Consider the following 19,583-nt stretch of genomic DNA (forward strand, 5'->3'; position numbering starts at 1 on the left):
GAATCAAGACTCAATTTTCCAGATGTATTGCCACTTTCAGCTTTCTGCTAAGGCCAAAACTGCATGTTTAGGACAGTGACATGCGAGGCTCTGCCTCGCGCTCCGGGATATTTTTCGCCAGATGAATACAGGGTCCCTTGCTTCATCTGGCTGAAAATATCCCGGGGGAGTCGCCCAAAGGGCGGCGGGGGCAGAGCCCCCGTTCATGGTCGTTCAGCCTTTCATGCCATCCCAGAAAGACTTGACGGACGAAAAAAAGCTTTTTGATTCCGGATGGTTGTCTTCACCCAGATCATCAAACTCGCGCAGAAGTTCTTTCTGGCGGCTGGTCAGGTTGACCGGGGTTTCCACGGCCAGTTCAATGAACATGTCACCAACACCACCGCCGCGCAACGCAGGCATGCCTTTGCCGCGCAGGCGCATTTGCCGACCCGACTGGCTTCCGGCCGGAATCTGAACACGGCCGCGACCGCCATCAATGGTCGGAACCTCGATCGATCCGCCCAGCGCCGCCTTGGCCATGCTGACCGGCACGCGGCAGTAGAGGTTTACGCTGTCGCGTTCGAACAGTTTGTGCTCGGCCACTTCGACGAAAATATACAGATCGCCCGGAGGGCCGCCGCGCATTCCCGCCTCACCTTCGCCTGCCAGACGAATTCGCGTACCGGTTTCGACACCGGCAGGAATGTTCACCGACAAAGCGCGGTCTTTTTCGACCCTGCCGGCCCCCTGACAAGATTTACAGGGGTTCTTGATGATCTGACCCAATCCCGAACAGGTCGGGCAAGTCCGTTCCACCGTAAAGAAGCCCTGTTGTGCCCGCACTTTCCCCATGCCCGAACAGGTGGGGCAGGATGTGGGTTCAACGCCACCTTCAGCCCCGGTACCTTCGCAGGACGAACACGCCACGGCCGTTGGCACGTTGATGGTTTTTTGCAGGCCCGAGTAGGCTTGTTCCAGCGTCACACGCAGGTTGTAGCGCAGGTCCGAGCCGCGCGCGGCGCGACGTCCGCCGCCGCCCCTTTGACCACCCATGAAATCACCGAACAGGTCGTCAAATACATCCGAAAATGCACTGGAGAAGTCGCCTTGACCGCCAAAGCCGCCACCGGGGCGGCCACCGCCGCCCATGCCGTTTTCAAATGCAGCATGGCCAAAGCGATCGTAAGCCGCCTTCTTTTCGGCATCGCGCAGCACGTCGTAAGCCTCGTTGGCTTCCTTGAACTGCGCCTCGGCATCCGGGTTGTCCTTGTTGCGGTCTGGGTGCAGCTCTTTGGCTTTCCTACGAAAACCCTTCTTGATCTCATCCGCCGAAGCGCCCTTGGACACGCCGAGCACTTCGTAATAGTCGCGTTTTGACATCAGTGTTTCCTTCCGCCTCAACGTAAATAGGCCGGCCCGGCATCCGGACCGGCCCATACTGGCCCGGTTACCCGTTACTTACGCTTGTCGTCGTCGAGGTCTTCGAACTCGGCGTCAACGATGTCATCGTCGCCTGGTGCAGCGTCTGCGGCAGCAGGTTCCTCTTCGCCTTCTTCGGCTTGCGCCTTATAGATGGCTTCGCCCAACTTCATCGCGGCTTCGGTGACGTTCTGGATGCCCGACTTGATCTTGTCGGCATTTTCGGTTTCCAGCTCGTCCTTCAGCGCGGCGATCGCCAACTCGATGGCTTCGATCGTGGTCGGGTCGACCTTGTCGGAATGCTCTTCCATCGACTTTTCGGTCGAATGAATGAGGCTTTCCGCCTGGTTCTTCGCCTCGATCAGCTCGCGGCGTTCCTTATCGGCTTCCGCGTTCTCTTCGGCGTCCTTGACCATCTTTTCGATATCCTCATCGGACAGCCCGCCCGATGCCTGGATGGTGATCTTCTGTTCTTTGCCAGTGCCTTTGTCTTTGGCCGAAACCGAGACGATGCCGTTGGCGTCGATATCAAAAGTCACCTCGATCTGAGGCATGCCGCGCGGTGCCGGCGGGATGTCTTCAAGGTTGAACTGACCGAGGATCTTGTTGTCCGCAGCCATTTCACGCTCACCCTGGAACACGCGGATGGTCACGGCGTTCTGGTTGTCCTCGGCGGTCGAGAAGACCTGAGACTTCTTGGTCGGGATCGTGGTGTTGCGGTCGATCAGGCGGGTGAACACGCCACCCAGCGTTTCGATACCCAGCGACAGCGGGGTCACGTCCAGCAGAACCACGTCTTTGACGTCGCCCTGAAGAACACCGGCCTGAATGGCGGCGCCCATGGCAACCACTTCGTCCGGGTTCACGCCCTTGTGCGGCTCTTTGCCGAAGAATTTGGTGACCTCTTCGATCACTTTCGGCATCCGGGTCATACCACCGACCAGAACAACTTCGTCCACGTCAGCAGCCGACAGACCCGCGTCTTTCAGAGCGGCCTGGCACGGTTTCAGCGACTTCTTGATCAGGTCCGACACCAGCGATTCCAGCTTGGCACGGGTCAGTTTCATGACCATGTGCAACGGCTGACCGTTGGCGCCCATCGAGATGAAGGGCTGGTTGATCTCGGTCTGCGAGGTCGAGGACAGTTCGATCTTGGCTTTTTCAGCGGCTTCTTTCAGACGCTGCAGGGCCATCTTGTCCTGAGACAGATCGACACCGTGTTCCTTTTTGAACTCATCCGCCAAGTAGTTGACGATGCGCATGTCAAAGTCTTCACCACCCAGGAAGGTGTCGCCGTTGGTCGACTTAACCTCGAACAGGCCGTCGTCGATTTCCAAAATGGTCACGTCGAAGGTACCACCACCCAGGTCATAAACCGCGATGGTTTGGGTTTCTTCTTTGTCCAGACCATAGGCCAGCGCAGCCGCTGTCGGTTCGTTGATGATCCGCAGCACTTCCAGACCGGCGATTTTACCGGCGTCTTTGGTGGCCTGACGCTGGGCGTCGTTGAAATATGCCGGAACGGTGATAACCGCCTGCGTGACATCTTCGCCCAGATAGCTTTCGGCGGTTTCCTTCATCTTGCCCAGAGTGAAGGCCGAGATCTGGCTCGGGGAATACTTTTCACCGCGGGCTTCAACCCACGCATCACCATTGCCGCCGTTCACGATGGAATACGGCACCATTTTCTTGTCTTTTTCGACTTCTGCATCATCCACGCGACGACCGATCAGACGTTTGACGCCAAAAATCGTGTTGTCGGGGTTGGTGACCGCCTGACGTTTTGCAGGCTGACCGACCAGTCGCTCATCTTCGGTGAAGGCGACGATCGAAGGCGTGGTCCGCGCCCCTTCGGCGTTTTCGATGACCTTCGGCTGCGAGCCTTCCATGATGGCCACGCAGGAGTTCGTGGTTCCCAGGTCAATCCCGATTACTTTTCCCATTTTTGCAATCCCTTTCTCTTCAAGGCGATGTCCCGAGGGTCGGACCCTTTATGGCATCCCACCCCCGATCTGATGTGCGCGACAGCACTACCATCGCACGTCTCGGCGTATATAAGGGCGAGGCAAGAGGCCTGCAAGCACCGTAGAGTGCAGGTTTTCGGGAATTTGAGGTCTTTTTTGGCAAGAAATTGGAAAGGTTTGGGGTTTCCGGAATGACGCGAGTTGTCTTGCGAGGGTTCGAAATCAGGAAAGGCTATATTGACCCTGCTGCCCAGGCACGGCTGATCGCGGCCCTTCGACCGATTCTGAAAGCGGCACCCTTGTTTCGACCCGTCACGCCTTCGGGCAAAGAGATGTCGGTAAGAATGACCTCGGCCGGGGATCTGGGATGGGTGACCGACAAGGCAGGCTATCGCTATCAGGACAAGCACCCGAAAGGCGGGGTCTGGCCTGAAATCCCCCCGGTCATTCTTGGTATCTGGCACGATCTGGTCAGCACCGAGCGCGCGCCGGATTGCTGTTTGATCAACTACTACGGGGAAGGCGCCAAAATGGGCCTGCATCAGGACAAGGACGAGGCAGATTTTTCCTGGCCCGTTCTGTCGGTTTCCCTGGGCGATGACGCCCTGTTCCGAATTGGCAATACGACCCGTGGCGGCAAGACCGAGTCGATCTGGCTCGGCTCGGGCGACGTGGTAGTGATGGGCGGCCCGGCACGATTGGCCTATCACGGAGTCGACCGGATCAGATACGGATCATCCCGGCTGTTGCCAAAAGGCGGACGGATCAACTTGACGCTGCGGGTCGCATGTTAGCGGCGCGCGTTCCAGCTTTGTGAAACATGCTGGCGCGTGAAAAACTCAGCCATCAAACCGATCATTAACAAAGCTATCCCGACCCATAGCGCGTATTCCCAACTTGTGTTTCGCGGAAAGTAGTTTCGGAAGATGAAGCCCCGGCACTGGTCGATAATATGAAACAGCGGGTTCCAGGCGAACATCATCAGCAATCCGCCGCCCAGCGTGTTTGCGACGAACATCTTTCCCGAAAACACCATGTTCAGGCGACGGTAGATATTGGTGAGCATTCCCACAGTCGTCGGAAACCAGGGTTTCATCGCCATGAACACCAAACCCACGGCGCATCCGGTAAACCAGGCCAATATCAGCATTGCGAAAGCACCGCCGGGATCCTGCACCTCGATCGGGGCGACCGCGACGCTGTAGATGAACAGGATCACGAACATAGCCAGCAGTTGCTTGTAAAGAATACCGAGCGCCGCAGACAGGATCGTCACCATCACATTCATCGGCGAATGGAGCATCATCGGATTGTTCGCGGACCCAACCCCTGAAATCGCGCCTATTGACTGGATGTGCAGCATGAAGGGGAACACGCCGGACAGAACATACAGCAGAAATTCGCCCCTGATCTTTGGAATTCCGCCTCGGCCCATCAGTGACATGAGCAGGTAGAAAGTGGTTCCCATCACCACAAGCTGCAAAACATTGATCAGGATGGCGACTATTGCATTCGGATGTTGCGAGCGCACCTTTCGCACGGTGGCATGGAATACCAGCTCAGCCGTCGTGAAAGCGCCGCCCAGCAGCGTTTGGTTGCGCTTGAAATAGAACATTCAAAGGGTCTTTTCTGCTTCGTCGCCTCTAAACTGGCATGAATATCTTGCCGTTCCGTAACCGCCGCATCATAAGTCGATCGCGATTTTGGATCAACAAACCACAGGAACGGAGCTTTTTTGTGACCTACGATGCGCTTATTCCCGTCATCCGGCGACTGGCTCTGGAGGCAGGCGACAAGATCATGGAAATCTACGAGGCGGATGATTTCGATGTCAAAGTCAAATCCGACTCCAGCCCTGTGACCGAGGCAGACGAAGCCGCTGACGCATTGATTTCGGCAGGCTTGCGTGCGGCATTCCCGGTTATTCTTCTGATCACCGAAGAACAGGCCGCTTCGCATTCGGAAAAAGGCGATACTTTCCTCATTGTTGATCCGCTGGACGGCACCAAGGAATTCATCAACCGTCGCGGCGACTTTACCGTCAACATCGCGCTTGTCGAAAACGGAGTGCCAACCCGGGGAGTGGTCTATGCCCCGGCGCGGGGTCGTATGTTCTTCACGTTGGCTGATGGCCGCGCGGTCGAGGAAACGGGCGCTTTCGACAAAAACGAGACCGGTCCTTTGACGCCCATATCAGTCTCTGAACCGGATAATTCCGGGCTTTTGGTCGTGGCGTCGAAGTCCCACAGGGATCAGGCCACCGAGGACTACATCAACAAATATCATGTGAAGGACAGCAAAAGCGCGGGTTCGTCGCTCAAGTTCTGTCTGGTTGCCACGGGCGAAGCGGATATCTATCCGCGCGTCGGGCGCACGATGGAATGGGATACGGCGGCAGGCCACGCGGTACTGGCCGGAGCCGGTGGCCAGGTTGTGCGTTTTGACGACCATACTCCGTTGGTTTATGGCAAGGATGGCTATGCAAATCCGTTCTTTATTGCTTACGCTCCGGGTGTTGAACTGAAGGAAGCCTGATGTCCGTTCTGATTGCCATTCCCGCCCGTTACGCCTCGACCCGCTATCCCGGCAAGCCACTGGTTCCCCTGACCGGCGCAAAAGGCGCATCCATGACACTGATCGAACGGTCCTGGCGTGCAGCCATGTCAGTCTCGGGTGTCGATCGCGTTGTTGTTGCGACGGATGATGAGCGCATTCGCGACGTGTCCGAGGGCTTTGGGGCCGAGGTCGTGATGACCTCGGAAAACTGTCAGAACGGCACCGAACGATGCGCCGAGGCGCATGAGGTTCTGGGTGGCGGGTATGAAATCATCGTCAACCTGCAAGGCGACGCTCCGCTGACCCCGCATTGGTTTGTCGAAGATCTGGTTTCCGGCCTGCGCGCCGCCCCGGATGCCGGTGTTGCGACCCCTGTCCTGCGCTGTGACGGTAGTGCGTTGAACAGTCTGCTGAACGACCGCAAGCATGGCCGTGTAGGTGGCACGACGGCAGTGTTCGGACGCGATCACAGTGCGATGTACTTCTCGAAAGAGGTCGTCCCCTTCACGTCGCAGACATACGCCGGCGATGAAGCGACACCCGTGTTTCACCATGTCGGCGTTTACGCCTATCGGCCCGACGCCCTTGCGGCGTATCCGGGCTGGCCAACCGGGCCTCTGGAACAGCTGGAAGGCCTGGAACAGCTCAGGTTCATGGAAAACGGGCGCAAGGTTCTGTGCGTCGAGGTCGAGGCAAGGGGCCGTCAGTTCTGGGAGCTGAACAACCCGCAGGACGTGCCCAAGATCGAAGAGATGATGGCAGCCATGGGGCTGGAGTGACGTCTTTTCCCTATGACTCTGACGGCGCCCCTGTAGAAACTGTGCCTCAACCAGCCCCAATGGATATGCCATGAAGACAATTCTTGTCACCGGTGGTGCCGGGTATATCGGCTCACATGCCTGCAAGGCGCTTGCGCAGGCAGGTTACCTCCCTGTGACCTACGACAACCTGATCACGGGTTGGCAGGATGCGGTGCAATTTGGCCCTTTTGAACAGGGCGACCTTTTGGACCGGGACCGCCTGGATGAGGTGTTCGCGAAACACAAGCCAGATGCGGTGATGCATTTCGCGGCGCTCAGCCAGGTTGGCGATGCCATGCGCCAGCCCGGCGTGTATTGGTCGAACAATGTCACGGGCTCGCTGACTCTGATTGAAGCAGCCGTCGAGGCCGGCTGTCTGGATTTCGTATTTTCGTCCACATGTGCAACGTATGGCGAGCACGACAATGTGGTTCTTGATGAATCCACGGCGCAGTATCCTCTGAACGCCTACGGGGCATCAAAACGCGCGATCGAAGATATCCTCAAGGATTTCGAGGCGGCTCATGGGCTGCGCCATGTCATCTTCCGGTATTTCAACGTTGCAGGTGCAGACCCCGAAGGAGACGTGGGCGAGTTTCACCGCCCCGAAACCCATCTGATCCCGCTGATGTTGGACGCGATTGACGGCAAGCGGGACGGTCTGACCGTCTTTGGCACAGATTATGATACGCCCGACGGCACCTGTATCCGCGATTATGTACATGTTTGCGATCTGGTAGATGCGCATATTCTGGGGCTGGGCTGGCTGGAACAGGGCAAAGGCAGCCGTGTCTTCAATCTGGGCACCGGGTCCGGGTTTTCCGTTCTTGAGGTGATCGAGCAATCCAGGTCCGTCACCAACCGTCCCGTGCCGTATACAGTGGGCCCTCGTCGGGCAGGAGATTGCACCAAGCTGGTATCTGGTTCTGTGCGGGCTGAAAATGAACTGGGATGGAAGCCAAAAAGATCTACGTTAGAGACGATGATCGCAGATGCCTGGCGCTGGCACCAGAACGGCCACTACGAAAAATGAGGACCCGGTGACATCCAGCTCTGCTTTGACACTTCCCCGGATCGGATGGGCACGGAAGTACAGGTTGCGCTGGAAACGCCGGCGGCTGCTCTGGAGGTCGCTGCGCAGCCGACATCAGTTGACCCGCCAGAAGGATCAGACATCCCGAATCCAGCGGGGTGACATATTGGCCTTTGTCACCTTGCGCAATGAAATCATCCGCCTGCCCTGGTTCTTTCGTCACTATCGCGCCTTGGGCGTCGATCATTTTCTGATCGTCGACAACGGCAGCGACGATGGATCATCCGAGTATCTGCAAGATCAACCGGATGTCTCGGTGTGGAGAACCCATTCCAGCTATCGTGGATCGCGGTTTGGCCTGGACTGGCTGACCTGGTTGCAGATGCGCTATGGCCACCGCCACTGGTGCCTGATGGTGGATGCGGATGAACTGCTGGTCTATGCCCACTGCGACACCCGGTCCCTGCATGACCTGACAACCTGGCTGGACCTGCACGGGAAGATCGGGTTCGGGACGCTGATGCTGGACCTCTATCCCAAGGGCCCCTTGGGTGATGCGGCTTATGACCCGGACACCGACCCCACAAACCTGCTGTGCTGGTTCGATGCAGGACCGTATCGCGCGCAGCGGCAAAGCCCGATGGGCAATCTGTGGGTGCAGGGTGGCGCGCGGGAACGTATTTTCTTTACGCAAACCCGGCAAAGATCACCCACGCTGAACAAGATCCCGCTGATGCGCTGGTCGCGGCGCTATGCCTATGTGAACTCATGCCATTCTGCCCTGCCGCGCCGCCTGAACGAAACCTATGATGGCCCGGGCGGCGATACCCCGTCGGGCGTGTTGCTGCACACGAAGTTCCTGCCGGACGTTATCGAGAAATCCAATACCGAAAAGCAGCGACGCCAACATTTTCATGATCCGGACCAATTCGGGCCATACTACGATGGGATAATCAACCAGCCGGACATGTGGACCCCACAATCGGTGCGCTACACCGGGTGGAGCCAGCTGGAACAGTTGGGTCTGATGAACGGCGGAGGCTGGGATTGAAAACGAAAACAAGGGCATCAACCGCACGTTTACAGTTTGCGGGTTTTAAAGACGTTGCGTCAGAAGATGCAAAGATGGCATAAACCGGTAATGCCATGTCGTGCCAACTGTCACGGCTGGTTCGGGGAAAGCTCGCGTTATAAAAAGGTTGGGCAGTCACGTGAGCCTGTTTGAGTCCTACAAAATGAGATTGCGGCGCAAGCGCCGTATTCTGCGCTGCCTCAGACGACGCCGCGAGCTCAAGCCAGTCAGCAACAACACACAGGCCATACGGCGTGATGATATCCTGCTGATGAGCGTTGTGCGGAACGAGAAAATTCGCCTGCCCTTCTTTCTTGAATATTATCGCAAACTGGGCATCAACCATTTTCTGTTTGTCGACAACAACAGCGATGATGGCAGTTTTGAATTTTTGAAAGAACAGGCTGACGTTTCGGTCTGGCGGACGACGACCAGCTACAAACGGGCAAGCTATGGTCTGGACTGGTCGAACTATCTGCTGCGCAAATACGCGCACGATCACTGGGTGCTGAGCGTCGATCCGGACGAATTCTTCATCTATCCGTTCTGCGACACCCGTCCAATCCGAGCCTTGACGGACTGGCTAGATGGCAGTGCCGTGCGCAGTTTTGGCACGATGCTGATCGACATGTACCCCGAAGGTCCGGTGGACGCCGACCCCTATGCCGAAGGTCAGAACCCGTTCGAAATCGCGCGCTGGTTCGATCCCGGGAATTACATGATCACCAAGAACCCCGAGTACAAGAACCTTTGGATTCAAGGGGGTCCACGGGCGCGCGTGTTCTTTCAGGACAACCCCTCCAAAGCACCGGCGCTGAACAAGATTCCGCTGGTAAAATGGAACCGGCGCTATGTTTATGTCAGCTCGACCCATTCGCTTTTGCCGCGCGGGCTTAACCAGGTTTACGACGAATGGGGCGGCGAAAAGGCCAGCGGGTCACTGCTTCATGCCAAGTTGATCAATACTCTTGGGGAAAAAGCCCGCGAGGAATTGCTGCGTGGCCAGCATTACCGGGGCTCGGGCGAATACAAGGCATATGCAACCCGGCTTGAGGACAAGCCTGTTTTCTGGTGCGAATGGTCCGAGGCCTACATCAACTGGCGACAGCTTGAGATCCTGGGCCTCATGTCGAAAGGAAACTGGGCATGAGCGGTCTGGGTATTGTCATGTTGGTTCATACTTCGCTGGACCGCGCCGAGCAGGTCGCACGCCACTGGACAGCAGCAGGGTGCCCGGTGGTCATCCATGTGGATCGCAAGGTGCCAGACACTGTTTTTTCCCGGTTTGTTGCGTCCTGTTCGAACAATCCATCGATCGTGTTTTCTGACCGACATCGCTGCGATTGGGGTGGCTGGGGTATCGTTGCCGCCTCGCAAAGCGCGTCCGAGTTGATGCTGGAGCGTTTCCCCGAAGTTCGGCATGTATTTCTTGCCTCGGGGGCCTGCCTGCCCTTGCGACCGGTTCAGGAACTGATCGATTACCTGTCAGACCGGCCGCGTGTCGATTTCATCGAAAGCGCGACGACATCCGATGTCAGCTGGACCATCGGCGGGCTGGATCATGAACGGTTCACCCTGCGGTTTCCGTTTTCGTGGCGCAAGCATCGCAAACTATTCGACGCATATGTAAAACTTCAGCGTCTGATGGGCTTTCGCAGGAAAATCCCCGACGGACTGGTTCCGCATATGGGAAGCCAGTGGTGGTGCCTGACCCGCCAAACGCTGTCGGCAATCCTTCAAGACCCCAGGCGCAAGCTGTATGACAAGTATTTCCGTCATGTCTGGATTCCGGATGAAAGCTATTTCCAGACGCTGGCGCGCTTGTATTCCACGCATATTGAAAGCAGGTCCCTGACGCTGTCCAAATTCGATTACCAGGGCCGCCCGCACATCTTCTATGACGATCATCTGCAATTGCTGCGCCGATCGGATTGTTTTGTCGCCCGTAAAATCTGGCCCCGCGCAGAGCGATTGTACCAGGCATTCCTGACAGATCAGGCCGGGGCGATGAAACCGGCAGAGCCCAATCCGGGCAAGATCGATCGCGTATTTTCCAAAGCGGTGGAACGGCGAACCCGCGGGCGCGACGGGCTGTATATGCAAAGCCGGTTTCCCCGCCATGGCAGTGAAAACGGTCTGACATCGTCACAATATTCCGTATTCCAAGGCTTTTCGGAACTGTTCGAGGATTTCGAACCTTGGTTAGCCGCAACCACCGGGGCCAGAGTCCACGGGCATCTATTCGGGCCGGAACGCGCCGAATTTTCGCAAGGAGAAGCCATAACAAATGGCGCCCTCAGCGACAGTGCGGCGCTGCGGGACTATAACCCGACCGCCTTTTTGTCGAACCTGATCTGGAATACGCGCGGTGAACGCCAGTGTTTCCAGTTCAGCCCGCGGGACACTCAGGAAATCAACTGGTTTCTGGCGCGGGACAAAAACGCTCAGATTTCGGTCATCACCGGCGCTTGGGCGATCCCACTGTTCCGGTCCAATATGAACTTCTCGGAAATCCGAAGTGAGGCGGCGCGCCTGCAACAAATTGAAACCAAGCAGCTGGAGGTGCTGACATCGGTCTGGACCAAGGCGCGGATGCGCAGTTGGACGCTGGCCGACTTCATTGAATCTCCGATGGATGCCTTGCAGGGCATTCTAGAAGAAATCGGCATGCAGCAGACCAGCCATCTGACCGAAGTGCCAACCATGGTCGAACTGTCCGGATTCGGGAAGTTCCTGCAAAACCTCAAGAATCAGGGAATGCACCCATATCTGATGGGTGATTTCCCGGCGGACGATGTGTTCGGTCGCCAGGAAAAGCCATACCGAAAACCGTATCTGGTGCAGTGATTGCCCATGTCAGCCCATTTTGATTACTTCGTGATTCTGGCCGCCATGCGCACAGGTTCGAACCTGCTTGAGGCCAACCTGAACGCGCTGGAAGGGGTCACCTGTCACGGAGAGGCGTTCAATCCGCATTTTGCGGGCAGCCTGAAATCCGATCGTCTGCTTGGCCTTTCGCTGGAAGACCGGGATGCGGACCCCATGCGATTGCTCAAGGCGATCAAATCAGCACCGGGTGACATCAATGGCTTTCGATATTTCGAAGACCATGACCCACGTATCCTAAAACCCATGCTGAACGATCCGCGCTGCGCCAAGATCATTCTGACCCGCAACCCATTGGACAGCTACCTGTCGCTGAAAATAGCACAGAAAACGCAGCAGTGGCTGCTGAAGAATGTGAAACGCCGCGTCGACGCGCAGGTTGACTTCGACGCCGACGAATTTTCGGATTACCTGAACCAGCTGCAAGACCATCAGCTTATGGTGCAACGGCACCTGCAAAAGACAGGCCAAACCGGGTTCTTCATTCACTATGACGACCTGACCGAGCTGGAGGTCATAAACGGGCTGGCTGCATGGCTGGGGGTTGAGGGGCGGCTGACCCGACTGGATGATACCCTGAAGCCGCAAAACCCGGCGCCGGCTTTGTCCAAGGTCACTAATCCTGATGAACTGAAACAAGCCTTGTGCGATCAGGATCGGTTCGGATTGCATCGGTCAACAAGCTTTGAGCCGCAGCGCGGCGCGGCTGTACCGCTTTATGTTGCCGCTGCAAGGTCTCCTTTGATGTATTTGCCCATTCGGGGCGGGATAGAGCCTCTTATCGTGCAATGGCTGGCTGATCTGGACGGATGTCAGACCGACAAGCTGATCACGGATCGAAATCGCAAACAGGTCCGGTCATGGAAGCAGGGCCATCCCGGTCATCGGCAATTTACCGTCCTGCGTCACCCTCTGGCCCGGGCACATACGGCGTTTTGCAGTCATATTCTGAACACGGGGCCGGGCAGCTATAAGATGGTGCGGAATTATCTTCGCAACCGGCTCAAGCTGCCGATCCCGGGGCAAGTGAGGGACAACAATTATTCTGTCGAACAGCACCGCGAAGCGTTTTCGGGCTTTCTGAACTTTCTGCGCCTCAACCTCAACGGGCAGACACCGGTCCGTGTGGACGGCACGTGGTGCAGCCAGTCCAGGACGTTGGAAGGGATCGCATCCTTCACTCTGCCGGATCTGATTCTGAGAGAGGAGGATCTGATGACCGATCTGCCGAATCTGGCGCGCAGCATGGGGCATTCAAACCCGCCTCAGCCTGGCTCCTGCGCACCGGATGAACCCTACGCTTTGCAGCTGATCTACGACAAAAACCTCGAAGCGCTGGCGGTTGACGCCTATCAGCGCGACTATGAAGCATTCGGGTTCAGTGACTGGGCGCCAAAAACGGCCTAAGGGCGCAGGGTTATCAGCGTACCTTTGTTAACCATCGCGTAAATCTCTTCGATTTCGTCATTCTTGACCGCGATGCATCCAGCTGTCCAATCCCGCTTCTTTTTTGCGCGTCTCCGCTCAGAACGCAGATTGGGTTCACCGTGGATGAAGATATCCCCACCCGGATCAACACCCGCAGCCTTGGCTTTGGCGACATCCTGCGAGTTTGGATAAGAAATGCCCAGCGATAGGTGGTACCGGCTTCTGGGGTTGCGACGGTCGATCAGATAGGTGCCCTCGGGCGTTCTACCGTCACCGCGCTGGTTCTTCGTTCCATTCGGGGCAAACCCCAAATCGACGTCATATTCCTTAAGGATCTTTTCGTTGTGCAACAAGTATAGTTTGCGCGTGCCCTTGTTGACCACCAAAGAGGTCACCTCGGGTCCGTTGTAAGTCAGAAATCTTGGGCCGCTAGAGGCACAAGCCGAAAGGCTCAGCGTTGCCAACGCGCCTAAACCGAATACTCGACGATCCATGTTTCACTGCCTGCTCTGCTTTTTTTCGATCATTATGCCAAAAATTGGAAAAACTGAAATCACATTTTGATGTTCGACTGCTCGGCCAGTCTACGTTCAATGCTTTCCAGCCGTTCCAGAACCTCGTCGCGATAGGCATCGGTTTTAACCTCATCCTCGGCATGATGGGCATCCTGCATCGAATTGACGATCAGACCCACCAACAGGTTCACCACCGCAAAGGTCGTGACCATGATGAAGGGAACAAAGAAGACCCAGGCATAGGGATAGACCTCCATCACCGGGCGCACGATGCCCATCGACCAGCTTTCCAACGTCATGATCTGGAACAGCGTATAAGCAGACAGGCCCAGATCGCCGAACCAATCCGGGAACGATTCCGAAAACAGCTTGGTCGAGATTACCGAACCGATATAAAACAGAATTGCCATCAGCAGAAACACGCTGGCCATGCCCGGAAGGGCCGAGATGAACCCTTCGACCACGCGACGCAGACGAGGCGCCACGGAAATCACGCGCAACACCCGCAGAATTCGCAGGGCGCGCAGCACCGACAGCCCCCCGGCGCTGGGAACCAGGGCAATTCCAACGATCAGGAAATCGAATATGTTCCAGCCATTTGTGAAGAACCTGCGCCCGGTGGCAATCAGCTTCATGGAAATTTCAGCCACAAAGATCGCCAGGCAAAGCCTGTCCAGCGCCACGATCAAAGGACCTGCCAGTTCCATCAGGGTCGGCGATGTCTCCATCCCCAAAAGAATGGCATTGAAAATGATCACGGCCGTTATGAACCGCCCGAAAACGGGCGCTTCGATAATATTCAGCAAACGCTGTTTGGACCCCATGTGTCAGCTTCCCCAGTAAGATCAAGATGCGGCGTTCAGAACAAACCGCGCAGCGAGTTCCGTATGTGACGACCACCGAAATTGGTCAACGACCTGTACCCATTCAAGGGTGTAACCCGCGTTAACCAGCGTTTTTGCATCGCGCGCAAAGGTGACGGGATTGCACGAGACATAAGCGATCACCGGGCGTTGCGCCTGTGCTATCTCGTTTACCTGCGCTTCGGCACCGGCGCGAGGCGGGTCCAGAACAATGGCGTCGAAAGATTTCAGCTCGTCCGGCATCAGCGGGCGGCGAAACAGGTCGCGGGCCTCGGTCGTGACGCGTTTCAGCCCCTGTGCCCTGCGCCAGCCCTGATCCAACGCCTCGATCATGGCGGCCTCGCCTTCAACCGCGTGAACTTCGGCGCTTTCCGCCAACGGCAAAGAGAACGTTCCGCTGCCTGCAAACAGGTCAGCGATACGTTTCGCACCCCGTGTAGCCTCGGAAACTGCCTTTGACAGAGCCTTTTCTCCGTCCTTTGTTGCTTGCAAGAAAGCTCCGGGGGGTGGCGTGACTCCGGCTGCTCCAAAGCGCTGAACCGGCGCATGCCGCATGGCAATAACCTCATCATCCCAACTGAGCCGGGCCAGCCCATGTTTCTCGGTCGCCTGCGCCAACGCCAGTTCCAAGGGGCCGTCCAGCGGCTTGCCACCTGTTACGGCCACATCCAGACCAGCTTCGGACAGTGTGAGCGTGACAGCCAGAACGCCCTTGCGGCTTGCGCCCAGGGTGGCCAGCGCCTCGGCCACGGGAATGGCCACGATCAAGGCCGGGTCAAGCAAGCGGCAATCGGGTATCTCGGTGATCGTGCCGGATGAACGACCGTGAAACCCCGCCAATGTGCCCTTTTTCGTGCGCCTTACGGCAATCGTAGCCCGCCGACGTGACCGTTCGGGCGATGTGTGTATCGGGCGGAGGGGTGCTTCGAGATCCTGCGCCGTCAGCGCCTTGCGGACGACTTGCAGTTTCCAGTCGGCCACAAATGCATCGGATGCGTGCTGCAACTGGCAGCCACCACACGCTTTGTAGTGGCGGCAAGGGGCTTTGACACGGTGTTCGGACGGTGTCTCGACCCGGATATCGGTCAATTGCTGGCCAACAAGGGTGCCGCTGACGATCTCGCCGGGAAGGGTACGAGGGGCGTAAACAGGGCCATCGGCAATACCGTCGCCCTGATGTCCAAGCCGTGTGATTATGAATTGCTGCGTCATAAGAGGCCTGATAGCCGGGCTTTCGCAGCAAAAAAACCCTTATTCCGCAGCTTCTGCCTGAATGAACCCGCCCGACTGGCGGTGCCAGAACCGCGCATACAGCCCACCCAGGTCCAGCAGCGCCTCATGCGTTCCGGTTTCGGCGATCCTGCCCTCGTCCAAAACAACAATCCGGTCCATTTCGCTGAGTGTCGACAGCCGGTGCGCAATGGCCAGCACCGTTTTACCCTGCATCACCCGATGCAGCGCGGTCTGAATCGAAGCTTCAACCTCGGAATCCAGCGCCGATGTCGCCTCGTCGAGAACCAGAATTGGAGCATCTTTCAGAATGGCGCGCGCCAGAGCGATCCGTTGTCGCTGCCCGCCGCTGAGTTTCACGCCCCGTTCACCCAGATGAGCATCATAGCCTTTTCGACCATGAGCATCTTCAAGACTCAGGATGAAATCATGCGCTTCGGCCTTTTTTGCGGCCTCAATCATCTCGGCCTCTGAGGCGTCCGGCCGGCCATACAGAATGTTCTCACGAGCAGACCGGTTGAACATCGCCGTTTCCTGCGTGACCATACCTATCTGTCGGCGCAGGCTGTCCTGCGTCACCTGTGACACGTCCTGGCCGTCGATACGAATGGCGCCACTTTCCCTGTCATAGAGCCTGAGCAACAGTGAGACGAGCGTGGATTTCCCCGCCCCGGATGCACCGACGATGCCCAGCTTTTCGCTCGGGTTGACGGTCAGGCTCAAGTCCGTGACGCCACCGATATCGCGCCCGTAAGCAAAGCTGACGCCTTCGAAGGAAATCGACCCTTCGGTCACGTCTAGGTCCTTCGCCCCGCAAATATCTTCGACCCGGTCACGCTTGGCCAGCGTTTTCATCCCGTTTTCGATTTCACCGACATTGGCATACAGCCCCATCAAGGTGAAACTGACCCAACCGGTCATCTGAGCAATACGGATCGAAACCGCCCCGGCAGCCACGATATCCCCGGCGGTCGCCATACCGCCCTGCCACAGCCACAAAGTCGCGCCCAGCAGCAAGACAGGCAGGACACCGGCCAGTGTCATGAGGATGAACCGGAAACTCGCCGACAGCTTGCCGAAATCCAGCGATTTTTCACGCAGATCCACCATCGATTCACGCGCCGCCTGATCTTCGAATTCCGAGTGGGCGAACAGCTTCACGGTTTTGATGTTGGTGATCGTATCGACCACCTGCCCGGACACCATCGCCCGCGCCCCGGCCCGCGCGGCGGAACGTTTGCGGATGCGCGGCAGATACCAGCGCACCAGCATGAAATACACAGCCAGCCATGCCGCGAAGGGCAGCATCACCAAAGGATGAATAGACCCTAACAAAAGCAAAGACCCCGCCAGAGACGCCAGGGCAAACACAATCGCGCTGATCGTTTCCGACACGACCGAAGCCATGGCGTTCGATGTCTGCATCTGCTTTTGCGCGATCCGACCGGCAAAATCATCGTCGAAATAGGTCACCGACTGACCCAAGGTCCAACGGTTCAACTTGGCCAGAACCAAAGGTGTGATGTTTGGCATGACAATAAAATTGTTCGACAAGGATGACAGGCCAAACAGGATCGGGCGAAGCAACATGAAGAAGGCGACCGCACCGAGGATCATCCACATATTAGCAGCGGTCAGAAAATTCTCGGGCCCGCTGGCGGTCGCTACATCAATCACGCGGCCCAGTATCCATGCCGTGACCGCCTCCATCGCGCCTGCAATGGCCGAGAAGAACGCCGCAACAAACAGCATCGGCCACGCCCCGGAAAGGCTCCAGCGGATGAACGCCCCCAACGTCTGCGGTGGGGGCGTTTCGGTGTTCCTGAACGGATAGATGAGGTCGGCAATCCTCATTCAGCGGCCTCCGGGTTCATGAAGCCACCAGATTGCCGCGCCCAGAATTGGGCGTAAAGGCCACCTTGCGCCAGAAGATCAGAATGCGTGCCTTCCTCGACGATACGGCCTGCATCCATCACCAGAATGCGATCCATCTGCGCGATGGTACTAAGCCTGTGGGCAATGGCGATCACGGTTTTTCCTTGCATCATGCCGTAGAGAGTTTCCTGAATTGACGCTTCGACCTCGGAATCTAGGGCGGATGTCGCCTCATCCAACAACAAGATCGGTGCATCCTTCAGGATCACCCGCGCCAGCGTCACACGCTGCCGCTGGCCACCTGACAGCTTCACCCCCCGTTCACCGACATGCGCGTCGTACCCGGTGCGACCCTGCGGATCCTGCAAATCGAGGATGAACTCATGTGCTTCGGCCTGTTTGGCGGCGGCGATCATCTGTGCCTCGGACGCATCCGGACGGCCATAGAGGATGTTGTCGCGCACCGACCGGTGCAGCAACGCGCTATCTTGCTGAACCATGCCGATATGGCTCCGCAGACTGTCCTGCGTGACATCCGCAATGTTTTGATCGTCAATCAGAATTGCGCCACGCTCAACGTCGTAGAATCGCAAAAGCAGCTTTACTAGGGTCGATTTTCCCGCGCCAGACCGCCCGATCAAACCAATCTTTTCGCCGGGCCGGACGGTCAGGTCGATATGGTCCAAACCGCCGGCCTCGCGACCATAGTGATGCGAGAGGTCGCGGATCTGGATCTCACCCTTGCTGAGTTGCAGTGGCTTCGCAGTCGGTGCATCAAGCAAATCGATGGGCTGGGCAATGGTCTCCATCCCCTCGGACACGATACCAAGTTGGCGGAAAAAGCTGGTCAGGGCCCACATGATCCATCCGGTCATGGCATTCAGGCGCAGGGTCAAGGCCGTAGCCGCCGCAACAACACCGACCGAAGCGCTGCCTTGCATCCACAAGGCAATCGCCCAGCCCACAACACCCACGATCAGCATACCGTTCAAAGTGACCAGAACGGCATCCATAATAGTGAAAATCCGCATTTCAATCTGAAATGTCCGACGGGTTTCCTCGATCGCCTCGCGGGCATAGTCCAGCTCTTGCGGGCCATGGGCAAACATTTTGACCGAATGGATGTTGGTATAGCTGTCCACCACCCGCCCCGTGACCGTCGAACGCGCATCCGAGGCCGCTTTTGACGCCGGACCAACACGCTGAACGGTCCAGCGCACCAGCATGGCGTAGAATCCGAGCCAGATCAGCAGCGGGATCAACAAACGCGGATCCGCCGCATACAGCAGGATCGCCGCACCGATCAAATAGGCCAGCGAAAAGGAAATCGCGTCAAAAACCTGAAAGACCACTTCACCCGCCGCCGGAGGTGTCTGCATGATCCGGTTTGCAATCCGCCCGGCAAAGTCGTTTTCGAACCAGCCAACCGACTGACGCAACACGTGTTTGTGCGCACGCCAACGGATCAGCGTACCGAAGTTCGGCAAAATCGTATTGTTCAGCAGAAGTACGTCGACCAAATGCAGAAGCGGACGCAACAGCAACACAAAGGCTGCCATCAGCAGCAATTCCGTTCCGTGATTTTGCCAGACCTCTGCCGGCGTGCCGCCCAACAGATCCACGACGCGACCCATGTAGTAGATCAGCCCGATTTCAACACCCGCGACGATTATGGAAACCAGCGCCGCCCAGAAAAATACCCGAATAAAGGGCCGCGAATAATCCAGCATGAAGGGCCACAACCGCGTCGGCGGAGTGTCAGACTCACGGTAGGCAACAAAAGGGTCAACAAGGTTTTCGAAATAGCGAAACATGGATAGTGCTCCGATTGAGCAGGAAAATAGACGTGCGAAGAAAGATGGCGCCTGAACACCACCCTTTACGGGGCAGGTGTCCCGGCTTTAGCCGAACCAGATCCCGTAATACATTCGCATTCCTCCATCCATGTGACAGGCGCACC

16 protein-coding genes are annotated in these 19,583 nt (G+C 57.2%); 8 read left to right on the plus strand and 8 right to left on the minus strand.

What is annotated here, in order from left to right; all coding sequences use genetic code 11:
- Positions 1-213 precede the first annotated feature (213 nt).
- Together dnaJ and dnaK are read right to left on the minus strand one after the other, a co-directional pair.
- The gene (gene dnaJ / locus ACR3E6_RS05250) at positions 214-1,362 is read right to left on the minus strand and encodes a molecular chaperone DnaJ (protein WP_171635418.1); all 1,149 of its coding nucleotides are present in this window, start codon (positions 1,360-1,362) and stop codon (positions 214-216) included.
- A 74-nt stretch (positions 1,363-1,436) separates the two neighbouring features.
- A complete protein-coding gene (dnaK, locus tag ACR3E6_RS05255; protein ID WP_209834348.1) occupies positions 1,437-3,344 on the minus strand; it encodes a molecular chaperone DnaK in 1,908 nt (635 codons plus the stop codon).
- Positions 3,345-3,556: 212 nt separating this feature from the next.
- Between dnaK and ACR3E6_RS05260 the strand changes: the two genes are divergently transcribed.
- The gene (locus ACR3E6_RS05260) at positions 3,557-4,159 is read left to right on the plus strand and encodes an alpha-ketoglutarate-dependent dioxygenase AlkB family protein (protein ID WP_480486160.1); all 603 of its coding nucleotides are present in this window, start codon (positions 3,557-3,559) and stop codon (positions 4,157-4,159) included.
- Here the strand turns inward: ACR3E6_RS05260 and ACR3E6_RS05265 are convergent.
- Positions 4,156-4,980, minus strand: a complete 825-nt coding sequence (locus ACR3E6_RS05265) for an ABC transporter permease (RefSeq protein WP_171616598.1) — start codon at positions 4,978-4,980, stop codon at positions 4,156-4,158. The two genes, ACR3E6_RS05260 and ACR3E6_RS05265, sit on opposite strands and share 4 nt — an antisense overlap.
- Before the next feature lie 122 nt (positions 4,981-5,102).
- On the opposite strand from ACR3E6_RS05265, the gene cysQ reads away from it, so the two are divergent.
- The 7 genes from cysQ (at position 5,103) to ACR3E6_RS05300 (ending at position 13,119) form a co-directional block, all read left to right on the plus strand.
- Complete coding sequence (gene cysQ, locus ACR3E6_RS05270; RefSeq protein WP_480486162.1) at positions 5,103-5,900, plus strand: 3'(2'),5'-bisphosphate nucleotidase CysQ; 798 nt, start codon at positions 5,103-5,105, stop codon at positions 5,898-5,900.
- Positions 5,900-6,700, plus strand: a complete 801-nt coding sequence (locus ACR3E6_RS05275; RefSeq protein ID WP_171724024.1) for a 3-deoxy-manno-octulosonate cytidylyltransferase family protein — start codon at positions 5,900-5,902, stop codon at positions 6,698-6,700. The genes cysQ and ACR3E6_RS05275 overlap by 1 nt, the downstream gene beginning before the upstream one ends.
- Positions 6,701-6,770: 70 nt before the next feature.
- Positions 6,771-7,754 carry a UDP-glucose 4-epimerase GalE gene (galE, locus tag ACR3E6_RS05280; protein ID WP_171724023.1) on the plus strand — a complete coding sequence of 328 codons (984 nt, stop codon included), beginning with the start codon at positions 6,771-6,773 and terminating at the stop codon, positions 7,752-7,754.
- Positions 7,755-7,761: 7 nt separating this feature from the next.
- Positions 7,762-8,805 carry a glycosyltransferase family 2 protein gene (locus ACR3E6_RS05285; RefSeq protein ID WP_171724022.1) on the plus strand — a complete coding sequence of 348 codons (1,044 nt, stop codon included), beginning with the start codon at positions 7,762-7,764 and terminating at the stop codon, positions 8,803-8,805.
- A 184-nt stretch (positions 8,806-8,989) separates the two neighbouring features.
- The gene (locus ACR3E6_RS05290; protein ID WP_209834477.1) at positions 8,990-9,976 is read left to right on the plus strand and encodes a glycosyltransferase family 2 protein; all 987 of its coding nucleotides are present in this window, start codon (positions 8,990-8,992) and stop codon (positions 9,974-9,976) included.
- On the plus strand, positions 9,973-11,673 hold the full coding sequence (locus tag ACR3E6_RS05295; RefSeq protein ID WP_209834354.1) for a DUF5927 domain-containing protein: 1,701 nt from the start codon (positions 9,973-9,975) through the stop codon (positions 11,671-11,673). Before ACR3E6_RS05290 ends, ACR3E6_RS05295 begins: the two co-directional genes overlap by 4 nt.
- Before the next feature lie 6 nt (positions 11,674-11,679).
- A complete protein-coding gene (locus ACR3E6_RS05300) occupies positions 11,680-13,119 on the plus strand; it encodes a nodulation protein NodH (RefSeq protein WP_480486165.1) in 1,440 nt (479 codons plus the stop codon).
- Here the strand turns inward: ACR3E6_RS05300 and ACR3E6_RS05305 are convergent.
- From ACR3E6_RS05305 to ACR3E6_RS05325, 5 genes are read right to left on the minus strand one after another with little or no spacing between them, the layout of a single operon-like run.
- Positions 13,116-13,634, minus strand: coding sequence for a L,D-transpeptidase family protein (locus ACR3E6_RS05305; protein ID WP_171230125.1), 519 nt, complete (start codon positions 13,632-13,634; stop codon positions 13,116-13,118). The two genes, ACR3E6_RS05300 and ACR3E6_RS05305, sit on opposite strands and share 4 nt — an antisense overlap.
- Positions 13,635-13,693: 59 nt before the next feature.
- A complete protein-coding gene (locus ACR3E6_RS05310) occupies positions 13,694-14,479 on the minus strand; it encodes an ion transporter (RefSeq protein ID WP_171635393.1) in 786 nt (261 codons plus the stop codon).
- A 21-nt stretch (positions 14,480-14,500) separates the two neighbouring features.
- A complete protein-coding gene (locus ACR3E6_RS05315; protein ID WP_480486167.1) occupies positions 14,501-15,730 on the minus strand; it encodes a class I SAM-dependent RNA methyltransferase in 1,230 nt (409 codons plus the stop codon).
- 39 nt (positions 15,731-15,769) lie between these two features.
- The gene (locus tag ACR3E6_RS05320; protein WP_480486169.1) at positions 15,770-17,602 is read right to left on the minus strand and encodes an ABC transporter ATP-binding protein; all 1,833 of its coding nucleotides are present in this window, start codon (positions 17,600-17,602) and stop codon (positions 15,770-15,772) included.
- The gene (locus tag ACR3E6_RS05325) at positions 17,599-19,437 is read right to left on the minus strand and encodes an ABC transporter ATP-binding protein (protein WP_209834362.1); all 1,839 of its coding nucleotides are present in this window, start codon (positions 19,435-19,437) and stop codon (positions 17,599-17,601) included. The genes ACR3E6_RS05320 and ACR3E6_RS05325 overlap by 4 nt, the downstream gene beginning before the upstream one ends.
- Positions 19,438-19,583: the final 146 nt, after the last annotated feature.

It is taken from the genome of Ruegeria sp. AL3, from assembly GCF_056536065.1.

Bases quoted from the DNA above. Each gene is read 5' to 3' on its own strand.
- ACR3E6_RS05325 (WP_209834362.1), bottom strand. From the start codon at position 19,437: ATGTTTCGCTATTTCGAAAACCTTGTTGACCCTTTTGTTGCCTACCGT.
- ACR3E6_RS05265 (WP_171616598.1), bottom strand. From the start codon at position 4,980: ATGTTCTATTTCAAGCGCAACCAAACGCTGCTGGGCGGCGCTTTCACG.
- ACR3E6_RS05320 (WP_480486169.1), bottom strand. From the start codon at position 17,602: ATGAGGATTGCCGACCTCATCTATCCGTTCAGGAACACCGAAACGCCC.
- ACR3E6_RS05290 (WP_209834477.1), top strand. From the start codon at position 8,990: ATGAGATTGCGGCGCAAGCGCCGTATTCTGCGCTGCCTCAGACGACGC.
- dnaK (WP_209834348.1), bottom strand. From the start codon at position 3,344: ATGGGAAAAGTAATCGGGATTGACCTGGGAACCACGAACTCCTGCGTG.
- ACR3E6_RS05275 (WP_171724024.1), top strand. From the start codon at position 5,900: ATGTCCGTTCTGATTGCCATTCCCGCCCGTTACGCCTCGACCCGCTAT.
- ACR3E6_RS05295 (WP_209834354.1), top strand. From the start codon at position 9,973: ATGAGCGGTCTGGGTATTGTCATGTTGGTTCATACTTCGCTGGACCGC.
- ACR3E6_RS05315 (WP_480486167.1), bottom strand. From the start codon at position 15,730: ATGACGCAGCAATTCATAATCACACGGCTTGGACATCAGGGCGACGGT.
- ACR3E6_RS05305 (WP_171230125.1), bottom strand. From the start codon at position 13,634: ATGGATCGTCGAGTATTCGGTTTAGGCGCGTTGGCAACGCTGAGCCTT.
- galE (WP_171724023.1), top strand. From the start codon at position 6,771: ATGAAGACAATTCTTGTCACCGGTGGTGCCGGGTATATCGGCTCACAT.
- dnaJ (WP_171635418.1), bottom strand. From the start codon at position 1,362: ATGTCAAAACGCGACTATTACGAAGTGCTCGGCGTGTCCAAGGGCGCT.
- ACR3E6_RS05260 (WP_480486160.1), top strand. From the start codon at position 3,557: ATGACGCGAGTTGTCTTGCGAGGGTTCGAAATCAGGAAAGGCTATATT.
- ACR3E6_RS05310 (WP_171635393.1), bottom strand. From the start codon at position 14,479: ATGGGGTCCAAACAGCGTTTGCTGAATATTATCGAAGCGCCCGTTTTC.
- ACR3E6_RS05300 (WP_480486165.1), top strand. From the start codon at position 11,680: ATGTCAGCCCATTTTGATTACTTCGTGATTCTGGCCGCCATGCGCACA.